Source organism: Mannheimia glucosida, from assembly GCF_046267875.1.
Classification (GTDB): Bacteria; Pseudomonadota; Gammaproteobacteria; order Enterobacterales; family Pasteurellaceae; genus Mannheimia; species Mannheimia glucosida.
Map to the genome: position 1 here is coordinate 1,675,739 of NZ_CP176502.1, position 23,044 is coordinate 1,698,782.

Here is a 23,044-nt window from a genome sequence, read left to right on the forward strand (position 1 = left end):
CATTTATGTAAATAAAATGTAAAAAATCATTGTAGTTTGATCAGAAATCATCTAGTTTATCTTCTAAATCCAAAATAAACAGGAGTAACTTATGTCTAAAGCAACACTCACACTCGAAACGGGTGAAACACTTGAACTCAATATACAAAAAGGGAGTTTAGGCTATCAAACTGTTGATATTCAGCCTTTTTTAAAGCATAAGTTGTTTGCTTATGATCCCGGATTGGTTTCGACTGCAGTATGCCAATCCAATATCACTTATGTTGATGGCGATGAAGGAGTTTTACTCTATCGAGGCTACCCGATTGACCAATTAGCCAAACACTCTGATTACTTAGAAGTCGGTTATATGCTGTTATTCGGCGAACGCCCTACCAAAGAAGAATACAAAGACTTTGTTCAACTCATCAAAAAGCACACTCTTGTACACGAACAACTCACCAAATTCTTCTCCGGTTTCCGCCGAGATTCACACCCAATGGCGGTAATGTGTGGGGTAAGTGGAGCTTTAGCTGCCTTCTACCACGATGCTATTGATGTAAACAACCAAGCCCACCGTGAATTAACCGCCATTCGTTTATTGGCCAAAATCCCAACCCTGGCGGCGATGTGTTACAAATACTCTATCGGTCAGCCGTTTATGTTCCCACAAAACAACTTATCTTATGCCGGTAACTTCTTATATATGATGTTTGCCACCCCGTGCGAACCCTACGAAGTAAACCCGGTGTTAGAACGTGCGTTAGACCGAATTTTCATTTTACACGCAGACCACGAACAAAATGCCTCTACCTCAACAGTACGAACCGCAGCTTCATCAGGTGCAAACCCATTTGCTTGTATCGCTGCCGGTATCGCCTCGCTTTGGGGGCCTGCACACGGTGGGGCCAATGAAGCCTGTATCAATATGTTGGAAGAAATCGGCACTGTGGATCGCATTCCTGAATTTATCGCCCGAGCCAAAGACAAAAATGACCCATTCCGCTTAATGGGCTTTGGACATCGTGTCTATAAAAACTACGACCCTCGTGCAAAAGTAATGCGTGAAACCTGCCACGAAGTGTTAAAAGAACTGAATATTGATAACCCACTCTTTGAAGTGGCATTGGAATTAGAGCGTATTGCGTTAAGCGATCCTTATTTCATTGAGCATAAACTCTATCCGAATGTGGACTTCTACTCCGGAATCGTGCTAAAAGCCATCGGTATTCCAACCTCAATGTTTACCGTAATGTTTGCTTTAGCCAGAACCGTTGGCTGGATCGCTCACTGGAAAGAGATGTATCTCCAAGGCAATATCAAAATCGTTCGTCCACGTCAAATCTACACCGGACATACTAAACGTGATTTTGAGCCAATGGATAAATCATAAGATTGGCAAAAAATCGAAAAATTTTAACCGCTTGTTTATTATTACAAGCGGTTATTTTTGGGTTAAATTTTGCAAAAAAACGAATAAAAAAGACCGCTTACAACATAGAAAAGGCACAGTTTTATGCTGTGCCTTTTGGTTATATGAGATTAGCCTTGTGTGTATTTAGGCTCTTTAAATACGGTGACTTCTGGTGCTTGCCCGGTAAATTTTTCAACCTGTACCGTGGCAGTATTTGGAGAGTTACCCTGTGCTAATTTTGATGTACCTTCATCACGGGTTAGTACGTTAGGGTTGCCGTTTTTACATAGCGGTTGCTCGCTGGTGCCGAGATCGAGCGGATCGTACCATGCCCCTTCGTGCAAGGCTAATGTGCCTTTGATAATGTCATCTGTTACCACCGCACCGGCTAATACTTGCCCTCGTTTGTTAAAAATACGCACAATATCACCGCTTGCAATGCCACGAGCGGCAGCATCTTCAGTATGAATCAACACCGGCTCACGGTCATTAACCGCATATTGTTTGCGTAATGATGAGTAAGCTAACTGGCTGTGTAAACGCCATTTAGAGTGTGGAGTCACCAATGCCAACGGTTCTTCTACGGTGGTTTTACCCAAGTATTCTTCGTGTTCCATCCAAGTTGGGTGACCTTTACAGTCATCATAATTCATTTTGGCAATTACCTCAGAGAAAATCTCAATTTTGCCGGACGGTGTGCCTAATGGATTTAGGAGTGGGTCATTACGGAATTCTTCATAACGAACCCATTTTTTCGCTTTATCTGATGCTTTAAAAGAAAGTGGTTTATTCTCTTGCCAGAATTTCTCGAATTTCGGCATAATCACACGATTTTTGCGTGCTGCCTCAAATGCTGTTTGATAGAAACTTTGTAGCCAATCCATTTCAGATTTGCCTTCGGTAAATTCCGCTTCTTTGCCTGCACGTTTAGCTAGTTCGGCAAAAATATCGTAGTCGTTTTTTGCCTCAAATTGCGGTTCAACCACCTGTTTCATCGGGAAAATATTCATCATTGAATAATCGCCCGACATGGTTAAGTCATTACGTTCATAGCTGGTGGTTGCCGGCAGCACGATGTCAGACATACGAGCCGTTGGTGTCCAATGGCATTCATTGACGATAATAGTATCCGGTTTTTGCCACGCTTTCACTAAAGTGTTGGTATCTTGGTGGTGAGTAAACGGATTACCACCTGCCCAATAGACAATCTTGATATCCGGATAAGTAATTTGTGTGCCATTATAATCGATAGTTTTACCTGGGTTGAGGAGTGCATCAGAAATACGAGCCACCGGGAATGAAGATTTTGAGGTTTCATCTAACCAGGTTTTCGCCCCAGCTTCTACTGCCGGATTCGCTGTGATAGAGCCTAAAATGCCCCCTGTTGCACTCGGCACACCGCCGTTTGAGTAGTGGTAGCTTAAACCGAAACCACCGCCCGGTAAGCCGATTTGACCTAACATTGCAGCTAAGGTGACTAACATCCAATGCCCTTGTTCACCGTGTCGTTGGCGTTGAATCCCCCAGCCTGCCATTAACATTGTGCGTTTAGACTGGAAATCGGTCGCTAATTTTTTAATGGTTTCTTCCGGCACACCACAAATTTGACTTGCCCATTTTGCATCTTTCGGTTGATTGTCTGCCTTACCGAGCAGATATTCTTCAAACTTCTCAAAACCGGTGGTGTATTTTTTAAGGAATGCTTGATCGTGTTTGCCTTCAGCGACTAAGGTATGAGCCATACCGAGCATTAACGCAACATCAGTGCCGGTGTTTACCGGTACCCATTCTGCACCTAAAAATTCACAAGATTCGCTTTTCACCGGGTCAATACAGATAATGCGTTTTCCGCTCTCTTTGAGTTTTTTGAAGTATTCAATACCTTGTTGATCGGTTGAAGTCCACGCAATGCGTAGCGTATTTAACGGGTTCGCTGACCAAAGCACTACAATATCTGAACTTTCTAAAATCACTTCCCAACTGGTCTGCTGTTCGTATACTTCGATTGTACCTAAGACGTGTGGCATAATCACTTGAGCAGCACCGGTAGAATAGTCGCCTTTTACGCCAACAAATCCGCCGGTAACATTTAAATAGCGTTGTAACAGTGTACGGGAAGCGTGTAATGCGCCAGAGCTATACCAACCGTAAGAACCACCAAAAATAGCATTCGCCCCGTGAGCCTCACGAACACGTTTCATTTCATTCGCTACTAATTCAAATGCTTTGTCCCACGAAACTCGCACCCATTCATCACGTCCACGCAATGTGGTGTCTTTATTCCCTTCTAAGTAGCCTTTACGCACCATTGGGTATTTTACTCGTGTTTCACCGTGTACTTGATCTGCTACCACATGTTGCAATTCATTTGGTACAGAAATCTCAAGCACAGAATCAGATTTCACCACTTTGCCATTTTCTACCACTACGCCTAAAGGCCCCCAGTGGGCGGCAGTTACTACTGTTTTCATCTCGGCTGCTTTGGCACTGGTGGAAGCCAATGCTCCCACTACACCGGTCGTACCACTGGCTAAACCCGCACCGGCAGCTAAGCTTAATGATGAATTTTTTAGAAAACCGCGACGACTTACGTCAATACTGTCTTGTTTTTTCATAATAAACCTCGTTTGAAGTTAAGTTAAAAATAGACACCTTTCTAAAGTCGAGTGGATAAACCATTTCTCGTGTATCCATTGGTAAAGAACCGACGGTAATTTTTTGCAAAATGTTAGGAAAAAATGACCGCTTGTAATAGGTGCTTTACGGCTTGCTACCATATCTCTGCTATCAGCAGACACTTAGGCTCACAAGCTCGGTATCCTCTAAGTTACAATTAATGGGAATTGCCTGCTACATCTTTTGCATTACGTTGGAGATAGATAGTCACCGCACGCACATTATCAGCCGACATAGATGTTCGGTCTTTCATTGAATTTACTACCCCAATCCATTGATTTGCGGTGTAATGCTCTGCCCCAATCGGTGCGTGGCAACCGCTACAGTGAGATTGATTTAAGTTATCGCCAAAATGATTTAGTGCCGCAATATTGGCTGTAACTGCATTTTTAGGAGCAGTAATTTCAAAATTGATTTCTTTCCAATTTGAGTTGGTGACGTTATCAAAAACAGTTTTTGTGACATTCACTTTACTTTGAGCTTCATCAGGCAGCAGAGCAACCATAATACGCTTGCCTAAATCCATATACACTACAGACTCCGCACCTTCTTGTTGCCAGCCGTTAACCGTTGCTTTAACCTGCTCGCCTTCGGCTGTCCATTGATGTAATTCTGCATAAGGTAGCAAGCGAATTTCTCCACCTTGAGCGAGTTGCACCGGCGTCATTGCGAGCGTATAAAGGGTTTTATCGTTTGTGCTAAATTCCGCACCGTGTTTAGCTAATTCGCCCATTGCTGCGGCATTATCTACCGGCACATCAGGCATAAAATGGGCAATTCCTTTATGGCAATCAATACAGGTTTGATTAGTTTCTTGGGCTAGTTTGTGCATTTTCTGTGCCGCTTCTTTTTGTTCAGAAAGCACCATCGCATCAAAACTATGACAGCTTTTACAGGTCATAGAATCGTTTTCTTTCATTTCTCCCCAAACACGTTGTGCCATTTCTAGACGATGGGCTTCATAGGCTTCTTGATCAGGTAATTTATTGGTTACAACGGTGTGCCAAACATCTTTTAATGCGATGATTTTAGCTTTGACATAATGCAAGCCGTCTTGTGGTAGATGGCAATCCGAACACTCGGCTCGAATTCCCTTACGGTTGGAAAAATGGACACTGCCTTCCCACTCTGCCTGTGGGTGAGTCATAGAATGGCAGCTCACACAAAATTCTGTTGAGCTGGTAGCTTTCATTGCATATTGTGTGCCGCCTAATACCGCAGCACCTAATGCCATAACACCGACAAATACAGCAATTTTTTTCATCTTAGCCATAAATTACCCCACTTAATACACTAAAAATTAAAGACAGAGGCATTGTATTAACTCCCAAGAGGTATAAAAATAAGTAATAATACCTATTACCTCGAAAGAGTAAGAATAATTTGATCTAAGGCAAAAATGTAGTGAAGTTCTAGCCTTTCTCAGAGAACCACGGCGGTAAGATAAATTGTGCATTGGCAAACAACTCCGGTGCAATCACACGGCTTTTCCCTTGCTGGATTTGGTAAACCAACTGCGGCAAGCTGATAGACAAATCGTGGGTTTCTGCGTAAGTTAGCCCAATTTGGCTATCGGTATTAAAATAGTAAGTGCCGTTTACCCCGTAGTGTGGCTGTAAGCGGATCGCATTGGAGACGGCTTTAAAATGCCGTGGTGAAACACTCTGTTTCCACGCATTTGCCAGAATGTTTGCTTGGTCATAAGCAATACTGGCTTGGGAATAAGTGGGCGATTTGCCGAAAAATTGTTCGTAATGTTGGCTAAACTGTCTGCCTAAATAATTTTCGCTTAAGCCACTATTGGTACTCCAGAGAACGCCTTCGCAAAGTTTCTCGTGTGGCAAAAATGCCGAAGGTGCATAAATACTGTAAATAATGGCATTTGTTGGGTTGCAAATGAACGTTTGATAAAACTGTACAATATCTTCTGCAAAATAAGAGGCAAACACAATAATGGAAGGTGCGAGATTATGCACCTGTGCCATTAATTTGGCATAATTATCTTGCTCTTGGGTGAGTTCTAGATAATCCACATTCCAGCCTTGCTCCCGCAAACTTAGGGTTAAGCTTTCAATACCGATATCAACTTTTTGCCAACTCACCGTGACCACCATCACCATTTTATTCTGAAGCCAAGGGGCATAATGGTAACGGTAATATTGCAGAAAGTGAGATATACCTAAGCCATAGGTTACATCACTGGCACAAACCTGAAACATATTTTCAATTCGTTGATTCGGTAAATTTTGGGCAAGTTTGTTTGAGCCACTATGAGTTGCAATATGCAAATAAGGGATGCCTTTAGTTGCAATTAATTCGTGTACTTCCGGCAAGTAGCAGGCATAAGCGGTTGAAATGGCATCAACTTCTTGATCAAATAAATGATGGTATGCCTGAAGAATACTTGCTTTATCTTTAACGCAAAACCCTGCCGTTGCAATCTGTACTTCTCTGCCGTGAATCCCCCCTTGTTGGTTAATGGTTTCAACCGCAAGTTGAGTGCCGTTAAGTAGCTCTCGGGTATCAATTTGCCCGATACCCTGTTCAACATAAGGCACGCCAATAATAATCGGGCGACTATGGTGGTGGCTTATCGTAAAAATCGGTGGTTCGTGCCGAGTTGAAGGTGTTGCAAGCGGTTGTTTTTTCGCGATAATTTGCAATGCCAATTGTTCAATCTTAAAGCTGGCAAGAATGGATTGAGTTAGCTTTCCCGGTGTGGGTAAACAGATTAAATGTTCGGTAATAGCAAAAACAGCTAATAAGGTTCGGCTTTCGGTGTGTGTTTTCGCAAAAATATTTTCGATATGTTTATCAACTGTCCGTTTGCTGATACAAAGCTCATGGGCGATTTCCTCATTGCTTAAACCACTGCTAATTAGAGTGAGAAGCTCAATCTCCCTTTTACTCAGTCCATAAGGCAAATCGGTATGCTCTGCTTGAGTCAATACAAACGATTGGTGGCGTTCTAGGCTGATCTTAAGCCATTGATGGTTTGAACTATAGTAAAACTGCAAGCTATTTTTAGCTGAATAGAGCAATGCCTGTGCATAGTGGCAAATTTGCGGTAATTCAGCAAAATACTCAGCACCTGCTTTGTCTTCCCATTCTGATATTTCACCTTGTTCATTCACTAAACAAGACCATCGGCTACGTTTATCCATTCTCACCTCGAACTAAAAACGTTAGCTAACATAGCAAAATTATCTCGGCATTAATATGATATAAATCAAACTAAGCAACGGTTGCCAGATTTTTATAGGTAGAGCATACAATTTAAATTATACCTCTTGCCTAATTAGGTTTCTCACCATAAAATGAAAACCAATTTATTGAAGACTCCGAGCATTATTTCCTAACTCTAAAAATTAAAGACAAATTTTTGATATGGAATTTATGCCAGTAACAGCATAAAGCTGTTCAAAGGATAACTTAGAAATGGGTTGTCCTCTCGTGTTTAGAAAGGTGTCAAATGCAGTCTATTATCCCAATTAAAAACGTGGGTGATGATGTCGTTTCAGGTTTAGTTGATCGCTTTCAGCGTCAATACACTTATTTGCGACTGTCCATTACTGATGTTTGTAACTTCCGTTGTAATTATTGCTTGCCTGATGGCTATAAGCCGCCTTCACATAAGCAAACTTTTCTTAGCGTTGATGAAATCCAGCGAGTGGCTAAAGCCTTTGCCAATTTAGGGACGGAAAAAATCCGTATCACCGGCGGCGAGCCTACTTTACGCAAAGATTTCCTCGAAATCGCTCACACTATTTCACAAACACCCGGTATTCGTAAAGTTGCCTTAACCACCAACGGCTATCGTCTAGAACGTGATGTTGAACTGTGGCAGCAAGCCGGTATTACCGATATTAATGTGAGTGTTGATAGCCTTGACCCACGCCAATTCCAACTGATTACCGGCGAGAACAAGTTGCAATCTATTTTAAAGGGTATTGATAAAGCCTTTGAAATTGGCTACCGAAAAATTAAAGTTAATGCGGTGCTAATGAAGCAATATACCGCTCCTGAATTGGATAAATTCCTCGCTTGGATCAAAGAAAAACCGATTCAAATGCGGTTTATTGAGCTGATGCAAACCGGCGAAATGGATACTTTCTTCCAAGCTCAACATCTCTCCGGGCAATCGGTAATGACCCGCTTATTACAAGAGGGCTGGCAACTACAACCCAAAGCGATGTCCGACGGCCCGGCAAAAGTGCTTTCTCACCCTGATTTTAAAGGCGAAATCGGCTTAATTATGCCTTACGAGAAAAATTTCTGTGCCTCGTGTAACCGCTTGCGTGTTTCCGCACTTGGTAAACTGCATCTGTGCTTATTTGGTGAAGAAGGGATTAATATTCGTGATTTACTGGCAAGCGATGAACAACAATTACAGCTTGAAACACGGCTAAAATCTGCCTTACAAGGCAAGCGAGAACACCACTATTTGCATATTGGGGATAGTGGGGTTAGGAATAATTTGGCGAGTATCGGTGGTTAAACAACCACCGAGCGTGTTTTTCTGTTACTTTTCTTTGCTTCGCCAAAGAAAAGTAACCAAAAGAAAGGCGACCCCAGATTTTCCTTAATCCTTCGCTTGTTGCTAACTTTTGGGACAAACTTTTCAAACTCGCCAATTTCGTTGGCTCAAACACGAAAAGTTGTCCTCAAAAGTTTACGCAACCGCTACGGAGGAAAATAGGGGCAAGCGGTACATTATTTAAGATTTTTGCAAGTTTTTATTTAAAAATAACCGCTTGTAATGTTCCAATTTCTCCCTTCTGAACCGCCTGAGCGACTTTGAATTTGTAGGAAAAATTTAGTGTTTGAGCCAACGAAGTTGGCGAGTTTTAAATTTTTCCGTTAAACAAATTCAAATAAAGCGAAGATAGCGGTGAAGTAGGGTGTGCTTTCTTTGGTTACTTTCTTTGCACAAGCAAAGAAAGTAACAGAAAAAAATTTTACAATCAAATTCAAAGAGACAAACAAATGACAACCTTCACCCACATCAACCAAAACGGCGAAGCCAATATGGTTGATGTTTCAATGAAACAAGAAACCGTACGCATTGCCCGAGCAGAGGCATTTGTACGAATGAATGCCGAAACATTACAAATGATCGTCAGTGGTAATCACCACAAAGGTGATGTATTCGCAACCGCTCGAATTGCCGGCATTCAGGCTGCAAAGAGAACTTGGGAACTGATTCCACTCTGCCACCCGTTATTGCTTTCTAAAGTGGAAGTTCAACTGGAAGCGTTGCCGGAAAGCAACCAAGTGCGAATTGAATCACTCTGTAAACTAACCGGCAAAACCGGCGTGGAAATGGAGGCATTAACCGCAGCTAGTGTTGCTGCTCTGACTATTTACGATATGTGTAAAGCTGTGCAAAAAGATATGATTATTGAAAATGTAAGATTACTCAGTAAAAGCGGCGGAAAATCAGGAGATTTCAAAGTTGATTAAGGTACTTTTTTTCGCCCAAGTGCGTGAGCTTGTGGCAACGGATAGACTAGATATTGAGCCTACTTTTACCACCGCAGAGGAGTTGCGTGAACACTTAAGCCAACAGGGTAAAAAATGGCAACTCGCCCTTGAAAAAGGAAAACTGTTGGTTGCAATTAATCAAACGATCTGCCCGCTTGAAACAGAGATCAAAGACGGCGATGAAGTGGCATTCTTCCCACCGGTAACCGGGGGCTAAAATGTTTGAAACCCTGATTGAAGTACAAGAAGCCGAATTTGACCAAAACCGCATTTACCAATGGCTCAGTGAACAACATAGCGTGGGGGCAACTACCCTGTTTATCGGCAAAGTGCGTGAAATGAATTTGGGCGACAATGTTTCCGGTTTGTTTCTTGAACACTACCCTGCAATGACGAAAAAAGCATTGCGAGAAATTGTCGATCAAGCTCGCACTCGTTGGGATTTACAACGTGTTGCAGTGATTCACCGCATTGGGCAACTGCATACCGGTGATGAAATCGTATTAGTCGGTGTGAGTTCTGCTCATCGAGGTGATGCCTACCACGCTAACGAGTTTATTATGGATTACCTAAAAACCAAAGCCCCATTTTGGAAACGAGAACAAACCCAAGCCGGTGAACGTTGGATTGAAGGGCGAGAGAGCGATCAGCAAGCGGTCAAAAAATGGCAATAATTTGCAAAAGGTAACAAATGGAAAATTTATATATTGATTTGCAGATCGCCTGCGAAAATACCGAAAACTTACCAAGCGAACAACAATTTTATACTTGGGTACAAAAAGCCCTCGCAGTTGAGGCAAAAACCGATGATTTCCCTGCGAGTGAGATCACCATTCGGATTGTCGATGAAGCAGAAAGCCACGAGCTAAATCTGACTTATCGTGGTAAAGACAAGCCAACCAATGTGCTATCTTTCCCGTTTGAAGCCCCCGAAGGAATCGAAATGCCACTATTGGGTGATTTAGTCATCTGCCGTCAAGTAATGGAAAAAGAGGCGGAAGAACAAGACATTTCAGCTGAATCCCATTGGGCTCATTTGGCTATTCACGGCACACTTCATCTGCTCGGCTACGACCACATTGAAGAAGATGAAGCGGAAGAAATGGAAAGCCTTGAAACCGAAATTATGCAAAATTTAGGGTATGAAGATCCGTATTTGAGCGAAAAAATGTAAGGGTAATAAAATAAGCGGTTAGCTTTTATTTAAAATTGGCAAAATTCTCTTAAAACTTACCGCTTAAGTTTGACTTAGATCTATTCAAAGCGTTTTTTCAAATAGCTCTTCGGTGTTAATTTTAAAATGTCAGAACAATATTGTAAAAAATCTTTATTAACTTTCTTTTTCTCTTGTTCTGCTAGATTTTGAGCTCTTTTTCCATAACGCTCATCAATTTCCTGATAGATGTTTTCCAAATTATTTTTCACTGAAGAACATCTAACGTATGAGCTAATATCATCAGCCCACATAGTGTTATCATTAATACGTGCACCATATTCTTCTTTTAAAACACCGATAATTTCCTTAAATGCTTGTGAATTTCCGTATTGTTCATTTTTAGTGAGAATATAAGAAAAAGATAGCATAGGTAATTTAATAAGCTCATCATAATTACTAATTGTAGGATAAGTTGGACAATTAGATAGCATTTCATCCATAGCCTTTTTCAGTAGCCCTTTCTGAGCCGGAGTAAGTATTTGCGTATCAAGCATCCGCCAATCTGATCCTTTCGCACCAATTTCTCCTTCTCCACAACGATTATAAAACCCCATTTCATATTTAGCATCTTTGGTTGGGATCTTTTTCAACTCAGTTATAGCAGAATAAAGCACATCATTCCGATGCTGAATAGTTTTATCATCACATTCAACATATCTACCGCCTTTCCTTTTAGTTTGACATTCTTGATCTTGAATAATAGCCATTTCTTCAGCAGTAAGTGAATTAGCAAACGTAGGGGAAGTAAAAATTACCAAAGGTAAAATTAACAGTTTTTTCATAATAAAGTCCTAGTGAAGTTAAAATAGAGGTTATTTAATTAAGATTTCAATAAATCGAATAAAATACTCTGATTCAATTTGATTAAATTTATTAAATTCTTCTTCATTAATTTTGGAACCTAATTTTCCCAACCTTACCTTAGAAATAAAATAAACTTGCTCAATCTTGTTCTTTTGTATTGAGAAATTGACTGCAGTTAACGTTTCACCCTTTGTTCTACAAGGAGTAATAACAAGATCGCACTGTTCATTTTTTAACAAATGTTTCAGATTTTCCTCAACAGTATTTTTATCATCACCATCAAGAGCTATTTCGATTTTTTTGTTCTTAAATAAAAGTGTGAAACAAGGGCTATCATCATAATCAGCTTGGCCACAAAGAGATAAGACAATCTTTTTCAGCATCGTTGTTTTACCGCAATTTGGTGAGCCTGATAAAACGACCAAAATTTGCTCTTTTTTCATATTTCTCTCCCCAGAAAATTTTTTAACCAGAGATGTTTCCTTTACCTGTCAAGGTAAAGGAATAGAAGTGTACACTTCTATTTTTGTATAAAAATTAAGCAAACAAATCTTATGCTATTAATTCAAATTCTATCGATGTTGTGATACATTGATTTTTCTAAATTTAAATTTGGTTGGATATATGCGGAAACTTTGGATTATTAATTGTGAAAATACTGTCGATATCGAAGGTAAACAAATTCCTAGGCTTATTGCACCCGGTATTTTCATTCCGAATTCATCTAATCCTATACCTTTCGCTAAAGCCAAATCTATTTTGGGGCAAGAGTATCCTTTCGCTATTTATAATATGCGAGCGGAAAATGGTATCAATTTTCATTTTGAAGCATTTGCCATTCTTGCCGGCACAATTCAAGAAAACGGTACTTTATTTTTGCTTTGTCCTCAGTGGGATAATTTAGAAAATGAATTAGATTTCGATGCGTTACGTTGGAACGAAAATCACGCTATTGCCTGCCCTAATTTCTATCGGTATTTCAAACAATTAGTCGCTAAATTTGGTTTTGAAGTCAGAACTGATTTGCCTGAATTACCCACTGCAAGCGGTCAAATTCCTTCAAAAATTTACCAATTAACGCAAGAACAGCAAAATATTTTGCAAAATCTACCGCTTGATCCTGCCGATATTCATTTGATTACCGCCCCTCGTGGGCGGGGCAAATCTACCCTTGCAGGGCTACTTGCAACAGCGTTATTCGAACAAAATAAGGTATTAATTACCGCACGGTCTTATTCTGCATTGCCCAGTTTTTGGCGTTCAGCAGAGCAAAAAATCCCTTTTTTCGCACCTGACAATTTAATCGAGCAAGTTAAAAGTAAAAACATTTCGTCTAACCAGTGGATCTTTATTGATGAAGCAGCCAGCCTACCCTTGCCGATACTCCACACACTTTGTGCCTATTTTGAAAAAGTGGTTTTAACCACAACCACCCAAAATTACGAAGGCACGGGGCGAGGATTTGAGCTGAAATTCCCGGTAATGTTGGATAAACCGTTTAAACATTGGGCGTTATCTCAGCCGTTGCGGTGGAGCGAAAATGATCCGTTGGAACATTTTATTAATGATTTACTTCTGCTAAATGGCGATACCGTAGGGGTGAATTGCAATTCGCCTCTACAATCTACGGACGTAGCCAATAGGCGAATACATCATAAAATTGAATTTTACCGCTTACTCGCCAACGCCCATTACAAAACCACTCCAACTGACTTACGCCGCTTATTTGATGGCGAAAATCAGCTTTTGTTTTCACAACAGGAAAACGAGCAACTTATCGGCGGGATTTGGGCAATGCAAGAGGGTGGCTTAGATGAAAAATTAACCCAAGCCATTTGGCTGGGGGAACGCCGTCCGCAAGGCAGTCTGGTGGCTCAATATCTCTGCTTTCAAGGGAATTTACCGCAAGCTTGCAAACTGCACTCCATTCGTATTTCTCGGATTGCGGTGCTACCTGAAAAGCAAAATCAAGGCGTTGGTAAGCGGTTGATTTCTCTGTTTATTTTGCAAAATTCGGTAAAAAAACGACCGCTTGATTTTATCTCTGTGAGCTTTGGGCTAACTGCTCCACTCTACGCCTTTTGGCAATCTTGCGGTTTCCGGCTTGTGCAAATCACACCGAATAAAGAAGCAAGTAGCGGTTATCAAAGTGCAATGATGCTTTACCCAGTTTCAGAGCAAGGAAAGTTATTTGCACAGCAGGCAACCCAAGCCTTTGCCAGAGATTTCGCCCTTCAGCCATTTTTCACGGAAATTTGTGAGGAATTGCAAAATTTCGAACAATTTCGACCGCTTGCCGCACACAATTTAGATGAACGTGATTGGAAAAATTTAACCGCGTTTGCTCATGGCAATCGGACGTTTTCAGCGGCGTATGTGAGTTTGAAACGGCTTTATTTATCGGATAAAGCACGCTTTTCAGAGCTGGACATTTTTGAACGAAAAGGGCAAAAAATCTCCAAAATGGAGGTGGAAAATTATCGAAAACTCGTTTTGCAAAACTTAAACAATAAATCATTAAAATAATTTATAGGTTTTATTACATTTTTTGTGTTTTTGCTCTTGCTAAATCTGCAATTTAATCGTATAAATTCATTGTTTATTTTTCATTTTGATGAGGAACTCCAATGTCAATGTTTAGTCACATTCAAGCTGCTCCGGCAGACCCAATTTTAGGCTTAGGCGAAGCGTTTAAAGCAGATAGCCGTGAAGGTAAAATCAACCTTGGTATCGGTGTTTATATGACCGATGAAGGCAAAACCCCGATTGTCAAAGCGGTAAAAGAAGCCGAAAAACGTTTATTAGAGACGGAAAACAGTAAAAATTATTTAACCATTGACGGTGTTCAAGCATTCAATGCGGCAACGCAAGCGTTATTATTTGGCGAAGGGGCTGAAGTAATTACCTCAGGTCGTGCCAAAACTGCACAAAGTTTGGGTGGCACAGGGGCATTACGCATTGCGGCGGAATTTATCAAACGTCATACGAATGCGAAAAATGTGTGGATTTCCACCCCAACTTGGCCAAACCATAACGGTATTTTTGATGCGGTAGGCGTGAATGTAAAAGGCTATCGCTACTACAATAAAGAGACTAACGGTTTAGATTGGGAAAATTTAATTGCCGATTTAAGCCAAGCGGAAGCTGGTGATGTCGTATTATTACACGGTTGCTGCCACAACCCGACCGGAATTGACCCAACACCGGCGCAATGGGAACAGTTAGCGGCATTATCTGCCGAAAAAGGCTGGTTGCCGTTATTTGACTTTGCTTACCAAGGCTTTGCAAATGGTTTAGAGGAAGATGCTTACGGTTTACGAGCCTTTGTGAAAAATAACCGTGAATTGTTGGTCGCAAGCTCATTCTCGAAAAACTTTGGGTTATATAACGAGCGTGTTGGTGCATTTACCCTAATTGCAGATAATGCAGATGATGCTAACCGTGCCTTCACCCAAATCAAATCGATTATTCGTGTACTTTACTCTAACCCATCTGCTCACGGGGCAAGTGCAGTAGCAGTTGCATTGGCTGATCCTGACCTTAAAGTACAATGGATTGCGGAATTAGATGAAATGCGTAACCGCATTAAAGAAATGCGTAGCCAATTAGTGCAGAAATTAAAAGAAAAAGGGGCAAACAAAGACTTCTCTTTCATTACCGAGCAAAATGGTATGTTCTCATTTAGTGGCTTAACACCGGAGCAAGTGGATAAGTTAAAAGATGAGTTTGCAATTTATGCTGTGCGTTCAGGTAGAATCAATGTGGCAGGTATTACCAGCAAAAACATTGATGCCCTTGCCGATGCGATTGTGAAAGTGCTTTAATCACACGTTAAAGAACTGAAGATAAGGATTGATAGATGGCGCAAGCGTCCACGCTTGTGCCTCTCTTTTATCTTTTTTAGGTACAAGCGTGGACGCTTGCACCATCAATTTTTACGTTTCCAGCCAAAGCATAAAATCTGCTACCGTATGAAATGAGCCGAACACCAGCACAATATCATTTTCGTTGGCTGTTTCAAACAATACTCGGCTTGCTTGTGCCACATTTTCATAGCAACAAGCGGTTGAATTTGGCAAAACTTTTACCAATTTCGCTAACACTGCCTCGCCTGTTTGCCCACGCCAACAATCTAGCCCTGCACAATGCCATTCATCAATAATATTCGCTAATGGCTCGACAATGCCAGACAAATCCTTATCTTCTAATGCACTAAATACCGCATAGATTTTCTGATTTACTTGCTTTAATTCTGCAAGTTTATCTGCTAAATAACGTGCTGCGTGTGGGTTATGCCCTACATCAATAATTACTTTTGCAGCCGGTTTAGGTTGAGAAAAATGAGCAAAATCGCTATCCGTCAGTGTTTGAAAACGCCCTGTCATTTGAGCTTCATTTAAGGCTTGTCGAATAATTTCTTCATCAATTTCAAATGGCAGTTTCATTAACACAGCCAATGCGGTGCCGGCGTTTGGAATCGGAATAAGCGGCATTGGTAAATCTGTAAAGGATTTTTCTTTAGAATACCAATGAAACAGATTATGTTTAATTTCAAATTGCCAGTCTTTACCTCGGTAAAAAGCGTGACAATTTAACGAATTCGCAATCTGTTTCATCGAATTAGGGCAATCAGGCTCGCCGATGACAACCGGAATATTTTCACGGAAAATACCGGCTTTTTCACGCCCGATATCTTCACGATTATCGCCTAAAAACGCAACGTGGTCGATATCAATCGAGGTAATCACAGCAAGGTTTGGAGCAATGATATTGGTTGCATCTAACCGCCCACCTAACCCGACCTCTAAAATCACAATATCGAGCTGATTTTGTTTGAATAGCTCAAATGCAGACAGCGTACTAAACTCAAAATAAGTGAGTGAAGCGGTCTTTTTTGCATTAATTTTTGCAAATGCTTGGACGTGGTCGGCATCAGGTAATACTTCGCCGTTAATTCGCACCCGTTCATGGTAGTGAATTAAGTGCGGTGAAGAGTAAACCCCAACCCGAAAACCGGCTTTTAATAAGGTAACTTCTAATAAACGGCAGGTCGAACCCTTGCCGTTGGTGCCTGCAACGGTAATCACATAAGGGGCAGGCTTGAGTAAATCCAGCTCTGTTGCAACCTTACGAATACGATCTAAGCCCATATCAATCGGTTTAGAATGAGCGTGTTCTAAATAGGAAAGCCACGTTTCCAAAGAATCCGTGGCTTTAGGTATGCTTAATGTATTCATTCAGATATTTTATTCTGCATTTTCTACAATCAATTCCGCCACTTTAAACGGTGTTGGCTGATTGGTTAATTTTGCACACAGGCGGGCAAGGGTATCACGCATCTCTTTACGATGCACGATCATATCAACTGCCCCGTGTTCTAATAAGAACTCTGCACGTTGGAAACCTTCAGGCAGTTTTTCACGCACGGTTTGCTCAATTACTCGTGGACCGGCAAAGCCGATTAGAGCTTTTGGTTCAGCAATATTCACATCGCCCAGCATTGCCAAACTTGCGGAAACACCACCTAAAGTCGGGTCGGTTAATACCGAAATAAACGGCACGCCCTGCTCTTTCATTTTGGCTAAAATCGCACTGGTTTTTGCCATTTGCATTAAAGAGAATAACGCCTCTTGCATACGAGCCCCACCCGATGCCGAGAAACAGATAAACGGAATTTTTTCAGCTAGGGCTTTTTCTGCGGCTTTCACAAATTTTGCTCCCACCACAGAACCCATTGAGCCGCCCATAAACTCAAAGTTAAAGGAGGCAGTAACCACCGGCATATTATGCAATGTACCGGCAAGCACGATAAAAGAATCTTTCTCACCGGTTTGTTTTTGCGCGGCAGTTAAACGATCTTTATATTTCTTTAAATCTTTAAATTTCAGTACATCTTCCGGCTCTAAGTCGGCAGCGATTTCGACCGCAGAATCTTTATCTAACAAATTCAATAAACGGGTGCGGGCATCAATACGCATATGATGATCGCATTTTGGACAAACCTGTTGGTTGCGTTGTAATTCTTCGCTATAGAGAACTTGTTCACAACTTGTGCATTTTGTCCATACACCTTCCGGCACTTTTGATTTTGCATTGCTTGATGATGAAGAGTCTCTACCTAAAATTCTGTCTAACCAGCTCATTATTATTCCTTTTGGATTGAGTTGTTGGGTTCACTAAATGGTTGCTATTAAAGCATAATTTATCGGTTTTTGATATGTTTTATTGACATATCAGATCACTAACTATGTGTATAAGTTCGATAAAAAAACGCAATCAGAAGAATGATTAACATCACCACAATTTGAATTAAGCGTTTTTTGGTTAATTTTTCCGCTGCCATTGCTCTGCTCATACTTAATAAATTTCCGCATTATAAGCGAAAAAGTACGGGCTATGGTAGAATTTGCAAAATTTTGATCAAAAATAACCGCTTGTAAAAAGGAAATACTATGGCAACCATTGAACAATTTCTTGATGTTGTAAACCAACTTCGCCACCCTGAACACGGCTGCCCGTGGGATCTCAAACAGAATTTTGACACGATGTTGCCCCACTTGTTGGAAGAAACCTATGAGGTAGCGGAAGCGATTCACACCCAAGATCGCACTGCTCTGCGTGAAGAATTGGGTGATTTATTACTGCAAGTGGTCTTTTTAAGCCAATTAGCGAAAGAAGAAGGAGCTTTTACGTTTGATGATGTAGTAACCGATATTCACGATAAACTGATTTACCGCCACCCTCACGTTTTTGGTGAAGTAAAAGCCACTAACAGCGAAGAAGCCTTACAAAGTTGGGAAGCTCAAAAAGCGAATGATGAAAAACACCGCAATCAAGACTCGATTTTAGACGATTTGCCATTCGCCTTGCCTGCCCTCACCCGTGCGAATAAGCTACAAAAACGGTGTGCGAAAGTCGGGTTCGATTGGGATAATCCGCACGATGTGCTGGCAAAAGTCGAAGAAGAACTCGATGAAGTCAAAGCAGAAATCGTACAATATCCGGCTCGCTCCGCCGAACTTGCTGAAGAATTAGGCGATCTGTTATTTGCAACTGTAAATTTATGTCGTCATTACCATACCGATGCTGAAGAAAATTTACGCAATGCAAATCTAAAATTTGAACGTCGCTTTCGAAAAGTTGAAAAAGCTGTGAAAAAATCGGGAAGAACTGTAAAAGAATGTAAATTAGAAGAATTAGATATAATTTGGCACAAAATAAAAGTGGTAGAATAAATTACATCAATTGTTATAATGATTTTTACCTTTGTAAAGTTAGTTTTAATTTTATAGGAAATATTTTATGTCAAAAATCTTATTAATAGATGATGATATTGAGTTTACTGAGCTATTAACTGAATTACTTTCATTAGAAGGATTTAAAATGAAAGTTGTGCATAATGGTTTAGAAGGCTTAAATGAGTTAGAGTCTAATCAATATGATTTAGTATTACTAGATGTGATGATGCCGGTATTAAATGGCGTGGAAACATTAAAACGTATACGACAAAAATACTCATTACCCGTTTTAATGTTAAGTGCAAGAGATGATCAAATTGATAGAATCTTAGGTTTAGAATTAGGGGCTGACGATTATTTACCGAAACCTTTTAATGATCGTGAACTAGTCGCTAGAATGAAAGCGATACTTCGAAGAACAACCTCTCGCCCAGCTTCAACAGACCATTCTGAACAGAATTATACTGAAAACATCTCTAAATCATTACAATTTGCCGGAGTTGAATTACATTCAGGACGTCAGCAGGCTTATTATCAAGGATGTGATCTTGATTTAACGGGGACTGAATTTGCATTATTACAAATGTTAATGCGAAACCCAGGGGAGATTTTGTCCAGAGAATTATTGAGTTTAGAAATTTTAGGGAAAAATTTAACGCCTTATGATCGTGCAATTGATATGCATATTTCTAATCTTCGTAAAAAATTACCCGAACGGGAAGATGGATTACCTTGGTTTAAAACCTTAAGAGGTCGGGGTTACTTGTTAGTAACTGAATAATGTCTTTTATTAAATCCCTAAATAGTTAATATTTTAGGGATTTTTTGCATTTTTATTATTATGTCAAATCTTGTTAAAAAATATTTAGAATTTCGTAAACGCTTAGCATACAAGCTAGTGACCTCGTATGGTTTATTGCTTATATTATTTATTACCATTGCATTTAATTTAGATAAATTTGATGCTCGCAAATTTTCTCCCCTTTCTGCAAAAGACCAAATTTTCTTTAAAAATGAAAGCTTTGAAACAGAGAAAAGCTTAAATTTAGATGAAGTTTTTGATAGAAATTTATCAGTTGAAACATCTAATGGATTTGATGTAATCCTAGAAGATAAAAAAACTGGTAATTTAAGTGGCGTAAACCAAAGTAATATTAAAGCATTGCAGTTTTTTATTTATCAATCACAACAGACTGAAGAGCCGTTACAAAGACGGTTTGAAAATAGTGAAATCTATGGTCCATTTGTCGTGAAATCCGAAAACCATACTTATAACCAATATTTTATTAAAGCGGTAGATGCTCAAAAAGAGTGGATTAATACGATTTTAGACTCCCCTTTTATTATGGCGGTATTACTTATGTTTGCCGGAATTCCTTTATTAATCTGGTTATCCTTTAAAATTACCAAACCGGTTAAAGAATTAACTATCTCGGCAAATGCGGTAGCCTCTGGTAATTTGGAAACTAATCCTAAATTAGAATCAGAATGGATCTATGAAATTGGGGAAGTTGGAAAAAGCTTTAACCATATGGTGATAAGCTTAAAAAATTTAACTCAGCAGCAACAAAGAATGATTTCGGATATATCTCATGAGTTAAAAACACCTTTAGCCAGATTACAACTCGCTATTGCTATATTACGCCGTAAAACCTGTGGTCTGGCAGAAATCGATCGCATTGAAGCAGAAGTAGGTAAATTAGACCAATTGATAAAAGACTTGTTAACCATATCACGTGAACAATTAAATTATCAAATTCATAAAAAAATTTTTGCAATTGATGAAATTTGGAATAATGTAATTGAAGACGCTAAATTTGAAACCTCACAAAATAATATCATTTTTATCATTAAGCAAAATATCAAAAACCCAGAATCTTATTCTATTAACGGGGCCGTAGATTTACTGGCCAGTGCTTTAGAAAATTTGATCCGAAACGGCCAAAAATATGCAAAAAAAATGCTTTCGGTCTCAATGAATGTAGATGATGGTCATTTATTTCTCACAGTTGAAGATGATGGCGAAGGGGTTCCAGAAAACGAATATGAAAATATTCTTAAACCTTTTTACCGCATAGATGAAGCAAGAGCAAGAGAAACGGGAGGAACCGGACTAGGATTAGCGATTGTGCAAAATGTAGTTCAACAGCACCAAGGTACTATTCATTTAGATAAAAGTAATATGGGGGGATTGAAAATCGAACTGAAACTTCCCCTTTGGCATTCCTAAGGAAAAAGATCATTTCGTTTGTAAAAAACAGTCGAAAAATAACCGCTTGTATGAAATTAATTGAAATAGAAAATCTCAATAAATACTTTGGCTTGGGGCAAACTCAAGCCCATATTTTAAAAAATATCAATCTCAGTATTGAACAGGGTGATTTTGTCGCAATTATAGGTGCTTCAGGTTCTGGCAAATCTACCTTAATGAATATTATTGGCTGTTTAGATACCGCCAGTTCAGGCATTTGCCGTATTGATGGCAAAGAAACCCAAACAATGTCTGCAGATGAACTGTCTGATTTACGCCAACGCAAGCTTGGGTTTATTTTCCAACGCTATAATCTTCTTTCAGCTTTGAATGCAAACGAAAATGTTGCTCTGCCTGCCATTTATGCCGGAATGGATAGCTCATCACGCAAAAAGCGAGCTAATACGTTATTAACGAAGTTAGGTTTATCAGATAAAACCCAACATAAGCCGAATGAGTTATCTGGAGGGCAACAGCAACGAGTCAGCATTGCACGAGCCTTAATGAACGGCGGTGAAATCATTCTTGCAGACGAGCCTACCGGTGCATTAGATTCTAAAAGTGGCGAAACTGTGCTAGAAATCTTGCGAGAACTACACCAAGAAGGTCATACCATTATTATGGTGACACACGACCCAAACATTGCTGCCCAAGCCAGCCGTGTCGTTGAAATTAAAGATGGGCAAATCATTCGAGATGAACGCCAACGCTCTGATGTTCAGGAAACCGCACTCAATAAAACGACAGTACAAAAGCCTCGCTTTTGGGATCAGCTGTTTGAATCCTTCAAAATGGCAACCAGTGCGATTATGGCACATAAAATGCGGGCAATTCTCACGATGCTAGGCATTATTATTGGCATTACCTCCGTGATTTCTGTAGTTGCTCTTGGAAGAGGCTCACAACAACAAATCCTTTCTAATATCAACAGCCTAGGCACAAATACGATGGATATTATGAATGGAACCGGCTTTGGTGATAGAAGAGCCAATCTGACTAAAAATTTAACCATCAGTGATGCCTTAATGTTGGGGCGGCAAAGCTATGTGGAAAGCACTACTCCTTCAAGCAATGTCAGTGCCACATTGATTTATGGTAATACCGCAGTAACCGGTTCAGTACGAGGTGTTGGAGAGCAATTTATTGATGTGAAAGGGTTAAAGCTGATTTCAGGGCGTTTTTTCAGTGCTGAGGAAGTTAAAAATGTGGCACAGGTTATTGTCATTGACCCTAACACTCAAAAAGATTTGGGGCTAACAGAGCCTGTTGAAGGTAAAACGATTTTAGTGGATAAAAAACCGTTACAGATTATTGGTGTGGCGCAACAGTCAAACAATATGAACCAAAGTAGCCTTACCTTATGGGCGCCTTATACCACTATTATGCAACGCATTTCAGGTGCAAAACAGATAGATTCACTCACGGTTAAAATTAAAGATGATATTGAAAGCCAAACTGCCGAAAAAAGTATTACCGAATTGTTGGTAGCTAAACACGGCAAAAAAGATTTCTTTATTATGAATAGTGATACGATCAAACAAACCATTACCAGTACCACTAATACAATGACCTTGCTGATTTCCTCTATCGCCCTTATTTCGCTGATTGTCGGCGGTATCGGAGTAATGAATATTATGTTGGTTTCCGTCACTGAGCGAACCCGAGAAATTGGCGTGCGAATGGCGATTGGTGCAAAACAACGCAATATTTTGCAACAATTTTTAATTGAAGCGGTGGTTATTTGCCTGATTGGTGGTGTAATAGGCATTTTGCTCGCAAGTGCTATTATTTGGGCATTTAATACCTTAGGCACGAATTTTAAAATGATGCTTTCACCTGAATCGGTTGTGATTGCCGTACTCTGCTCTACGCTTATCGGTGTGGTATTTGGCTACATTCCTGCACGCAATGCCTCAAGACTCAATCCGATTACGGCTCTAGCACAAGAGTAAATCTATCTAATATATGTTACATTGTAGGGC

At 40.2% G+C, this 23,044-nt stretch carries 19 protein-coding genes and 2 riboswitches; of the genes, 12 read left to right on the top strand and 7 right to left on the bottom strand.

Translation table 11 applies throughout. From position 1 onward, the window contains the following. The first annotated feature begins 91 nt into the window (after positions 1–91). Positions 92–1,372: a citrate synthase gene (locus ACJ7Z2_RS08165; protein WP_409499963.1), complete on the top strand. Its 1,281-nt coding sequence runs from the start codon at positions 92–94 to the stop codon at positions 1,370–1,372. A gap of 149 nt (positions 1,373–1,521) precedes the next feature. Here the strand turns inward: ACJ7Z2_RS08165 and torA are convergent, their stop codons facing one another. The 3 genes from torA to ACJ7Z2_RS08180 all read right to left on the bottom strand — a co-directional run bounded on the left by torA (position 1,522) and on the right by ACJ7Z2_RS08180 (position 7,233). Then, positions 1,522–4,008, bottom strand: a complete 2,487-nt coding sequence (gene torA / locus ACJ7Z2_RS08170) for a trimethylamine-N-oxide reductase TorA (RefSeq protein WP_409499964.1) — start codon at positions 4,006–4,008, stop codon at positions 1,522–1,524. An 18-nt stretch (positions 4,009–4,026) separates the two neighbouring features. Beyond that, a riboswitch (molybdenum cofactor riboswitch) is annotated at positions 4,027–4,223 on the bottom strand. 3 nt (positions 4,224–4,226) lie between these two features. Continuing rightward, positions 4,227–5,342, bottom strand: a complete 1,116-nt coding sequence (locus ACJ7Z2_RS08175) for a NapC/NirT family cytochrome c (protein ID WP_409499965.1) — start codon at positions 5,340–5,342, stop codon at positions 4,227–4,229. A 139-nt stretch (positions 5,343–5,481) separates the two neighbouring features. Continuing rightward, positions 5,482–7,233, bottom strand: a complete 1,752-nt coding sequence (locus ACJ7Z2_RS08180) for an ABC transporter substrate-binding protein (RefSeq protein ID WP_409499966.1) — start codon at positions 7,231–7,233, stop codon at positions 5,482–5,484. A gap of 163 nt (positions 7,234–7,396) precedes the next feature. Then, positions 7,397–7,553, top strand: a riboswitch (molybdenum cofactor riboswitch). Here ACJ7Z2_RS08180 and moaA point away from each other — a divergent pair. The 5 genes from moaA (at position 7,542) to ybeY (ending at position 10,727) form a co-directional block, all read left to right on the top strand. Continuing rightward, positions 7,542–8,567: a GTP 3',8-cyclase MoaA gene (moaA, locus tag ACJ7Z2_RS08185; protein ID WP_409499967.1), complete on the top strand. Its 1,026-nt coding sequence runs from the start codon at positions 7,542–7,544 to the stop codon at positions 8,565–8,567. It overlaps the preceding riboswitch by 12 nt. Positions 8,568–9,055: 488 nt before the next feature. Then, entirely contained in the window at positions 9,056–9,532 is a 477-nt protein-coding gene (gene moaC / locus ACJ7Z2_RS08190) for a cyclic pyranopterin monophosphate synthase MoaC (protein WP_006248611.1), read from the top strand. Continuing rightward, positions 9,525–9,770, top strand: a complete 246-nt coding sequence (gene moaD / locus ACJ7Z2_RS08195; RefSeq protein WP_409499968.1) for a molybdopterin synthase sulfur carrier subunit — start codon at positions 9,525–9,527, stop codon at positions 9,768–9,770. The genes moaC and moaD overlap by 8 nt, the downstream gene beginning before the upstream one ends. A gap of 1 nt (position 9,771) precedes the next feature. Further along, the gene (gene moaE / locus ACJ7Z2_RS08200; protein ID WP_409499969.1) at positions 9,772–10,227 is read left to right on the top strand and encodes a molybdopterin synthase catalytic subunit MoaE; all 456 of its coding nucleotides are present in this window, start codon (positions 9,772–9,774) and stop codon (positions 10,225–10,227) included. 17 nt (positions 10,228–10,244) lie between these two features. Beyond that, the gene (gene ybeY / locus ACJ7Z2_RS08205) at positions 10,245–10,727 is read left to right on the top strand and encodes an rRNA maturation RNase YbeY (RefSeq protein WP_409499970.1); all 483 of its coding nucleotides are present in this window, start codon (positions 10,245–10,247) and stop codon (positions 10,725–10,727) included. An 80-nt stretch (positions 10,728–10,807) separates the two neighbouring features. Here ybeY and ACJ7Z2_RS08210 read toward each other — a convergent pair whose 3' ends face one another. Beyond that, a complete protein-coding gene (locus ACJ7Z2_RS08210) occupies positions 10,808–11,551 on the bottom strand; it encodes a hypothetical protein (protein WP_409499971.1) in 744 nt (247 codons plus the stop codon). Positions 11,552–11,581: 30 nt separating this feature from the next. Beyond that, positions 11,582–12,016: a hypothetical protein gene (locus tag ACJ7Z2_RS08215; RefSeq protein WP_409499972.1), complete on the bottom strand. Its 435-nt coding sequence runs from the start codon at positions 12,014–12,016 to the stop codon at positions 11,582–11,584. A 181-nt stretch (positions 12,017–12,197) separates the two neighbouring features. Here ACJ7Z2_RS08215 and ACJ7Z2_RS08220 point away from each other — a divergent pair, with 181 nt between their 5' ends. After that, a complete protein-coding gene (locus ACJ7Z2_RS08220) occupies positions 12,198–14,099 on the top strand; it encodes a tRNA(Met) cytidine acetyltransferase TmcA (RefSeq protein WP_409499973.1) in 1,902 nt (633 codons plus the stop codon). Between the two features lie 101 nt (positions 14,100–14,200). Next, the gene (locus ACJ7Z2_RS08225) at positions 14,201–15,397 is read left to right on the top strand and encodes an amino acid aminotransferase (protein WP_409499974.1); all 1,197 of its coding nucleotides are present in this window, start codon (positions 14,201–14,203) and stop codon (positions 15,395–15,397) included. 111 nt (positions 15,398–15,508) lie between these two features. Here ACJ7Z2_RS08225 and folC read toward each other — a convergent pair whose 3' ends face one another. Together folC and accD are read right to left on the bottom strand one after the other, a co-directional pair. Continuing rightward, positions 15,509–16,810 (bottom strand): bifunctional tetrahydrofolate synthase/dihydrofolate synthase, encoded by a 1,302-nt coding sequence (folC, locus tag ACJ7Z2_RS08230; protein WP_409499975.1) that lies wholly within the window; start codon positions 16,808–16,810, stop codon positions 15,509–15,511. A 9-nt stretch (positions 16,811–16,819) separates the two neighbouring features. Continuing rightward, a complete protein-coding gene (gene accD / locus ACJ7Z2_RS08235; RefSeq protein WP_154704347.1) occupies positions 16,820–17,716 on the bottom strand; it encodes an acetyl-CoA carboxylase, carboxyltransferase subunit beta in 897 nt (298 codons plus the stop codon). Between the two features lie 309 nt (positions 17,717–18,025). On the opposite strand from accD, the gene mazG reads away from it, so the two are divergent. From mazG to ACJ7Z2_RS08255, 4 genes are all read left to right on the top strand, one after another. Beyond that, positions 18,026–18,808, top strand: coding sequence for a nucleoside triphosphate pyrophosphohydrolase (gene mazG, locus ACJ7Z2_RS08240; RefSeq protein ID WP_409499976.1), 783 nt, complete (start codon positions 18,026–18,028; stop codon positions 18,806–18,808). Between the two features lie 67 nt (positions 18,809–18,875). Beyond that, a complete protein-coding gene (locus tag ACJ7Z2_RS08245) occupies positions 18,876–19,592 on the top strand; it encodes a response regulator (RefSeq protein WP_126302026.1) in 717 nt (238 codons plus the stop codon). Positions 19,593–19,652: 60 nt separating this feature from the next. Continuing rightward, positions 19,653–21,041 (top strand): envelope stress sensor histidine kinase CpxA, encoded by a 1,389-nt coding sequence (gene cpxA, locus ACJ7Z2_RS08250; protein WP_126302025.1) that lies wholly within the window; start codon positions 19,653–19,655, stop codon positions 21,039–21,041. 50 nt (positions 21,042–21,091) lie between these two features. Beyond that, positions 21,092–23,014 carry a MacB family efflux pump subunit gene (locus tag ACJ7Z2_RS08255; RefSeq protein WP_409499977.1) on the top strand — a complete coding sequence of 641 codons (1,923 nt, stop codon included), beginning with the start codon at positions 21,092–21,094 and terminating at the stop codon, positions 23,012–23,014. The last annotated feature ends 30 nt before the right edge of the window (positions 23,015–23,044 follow it).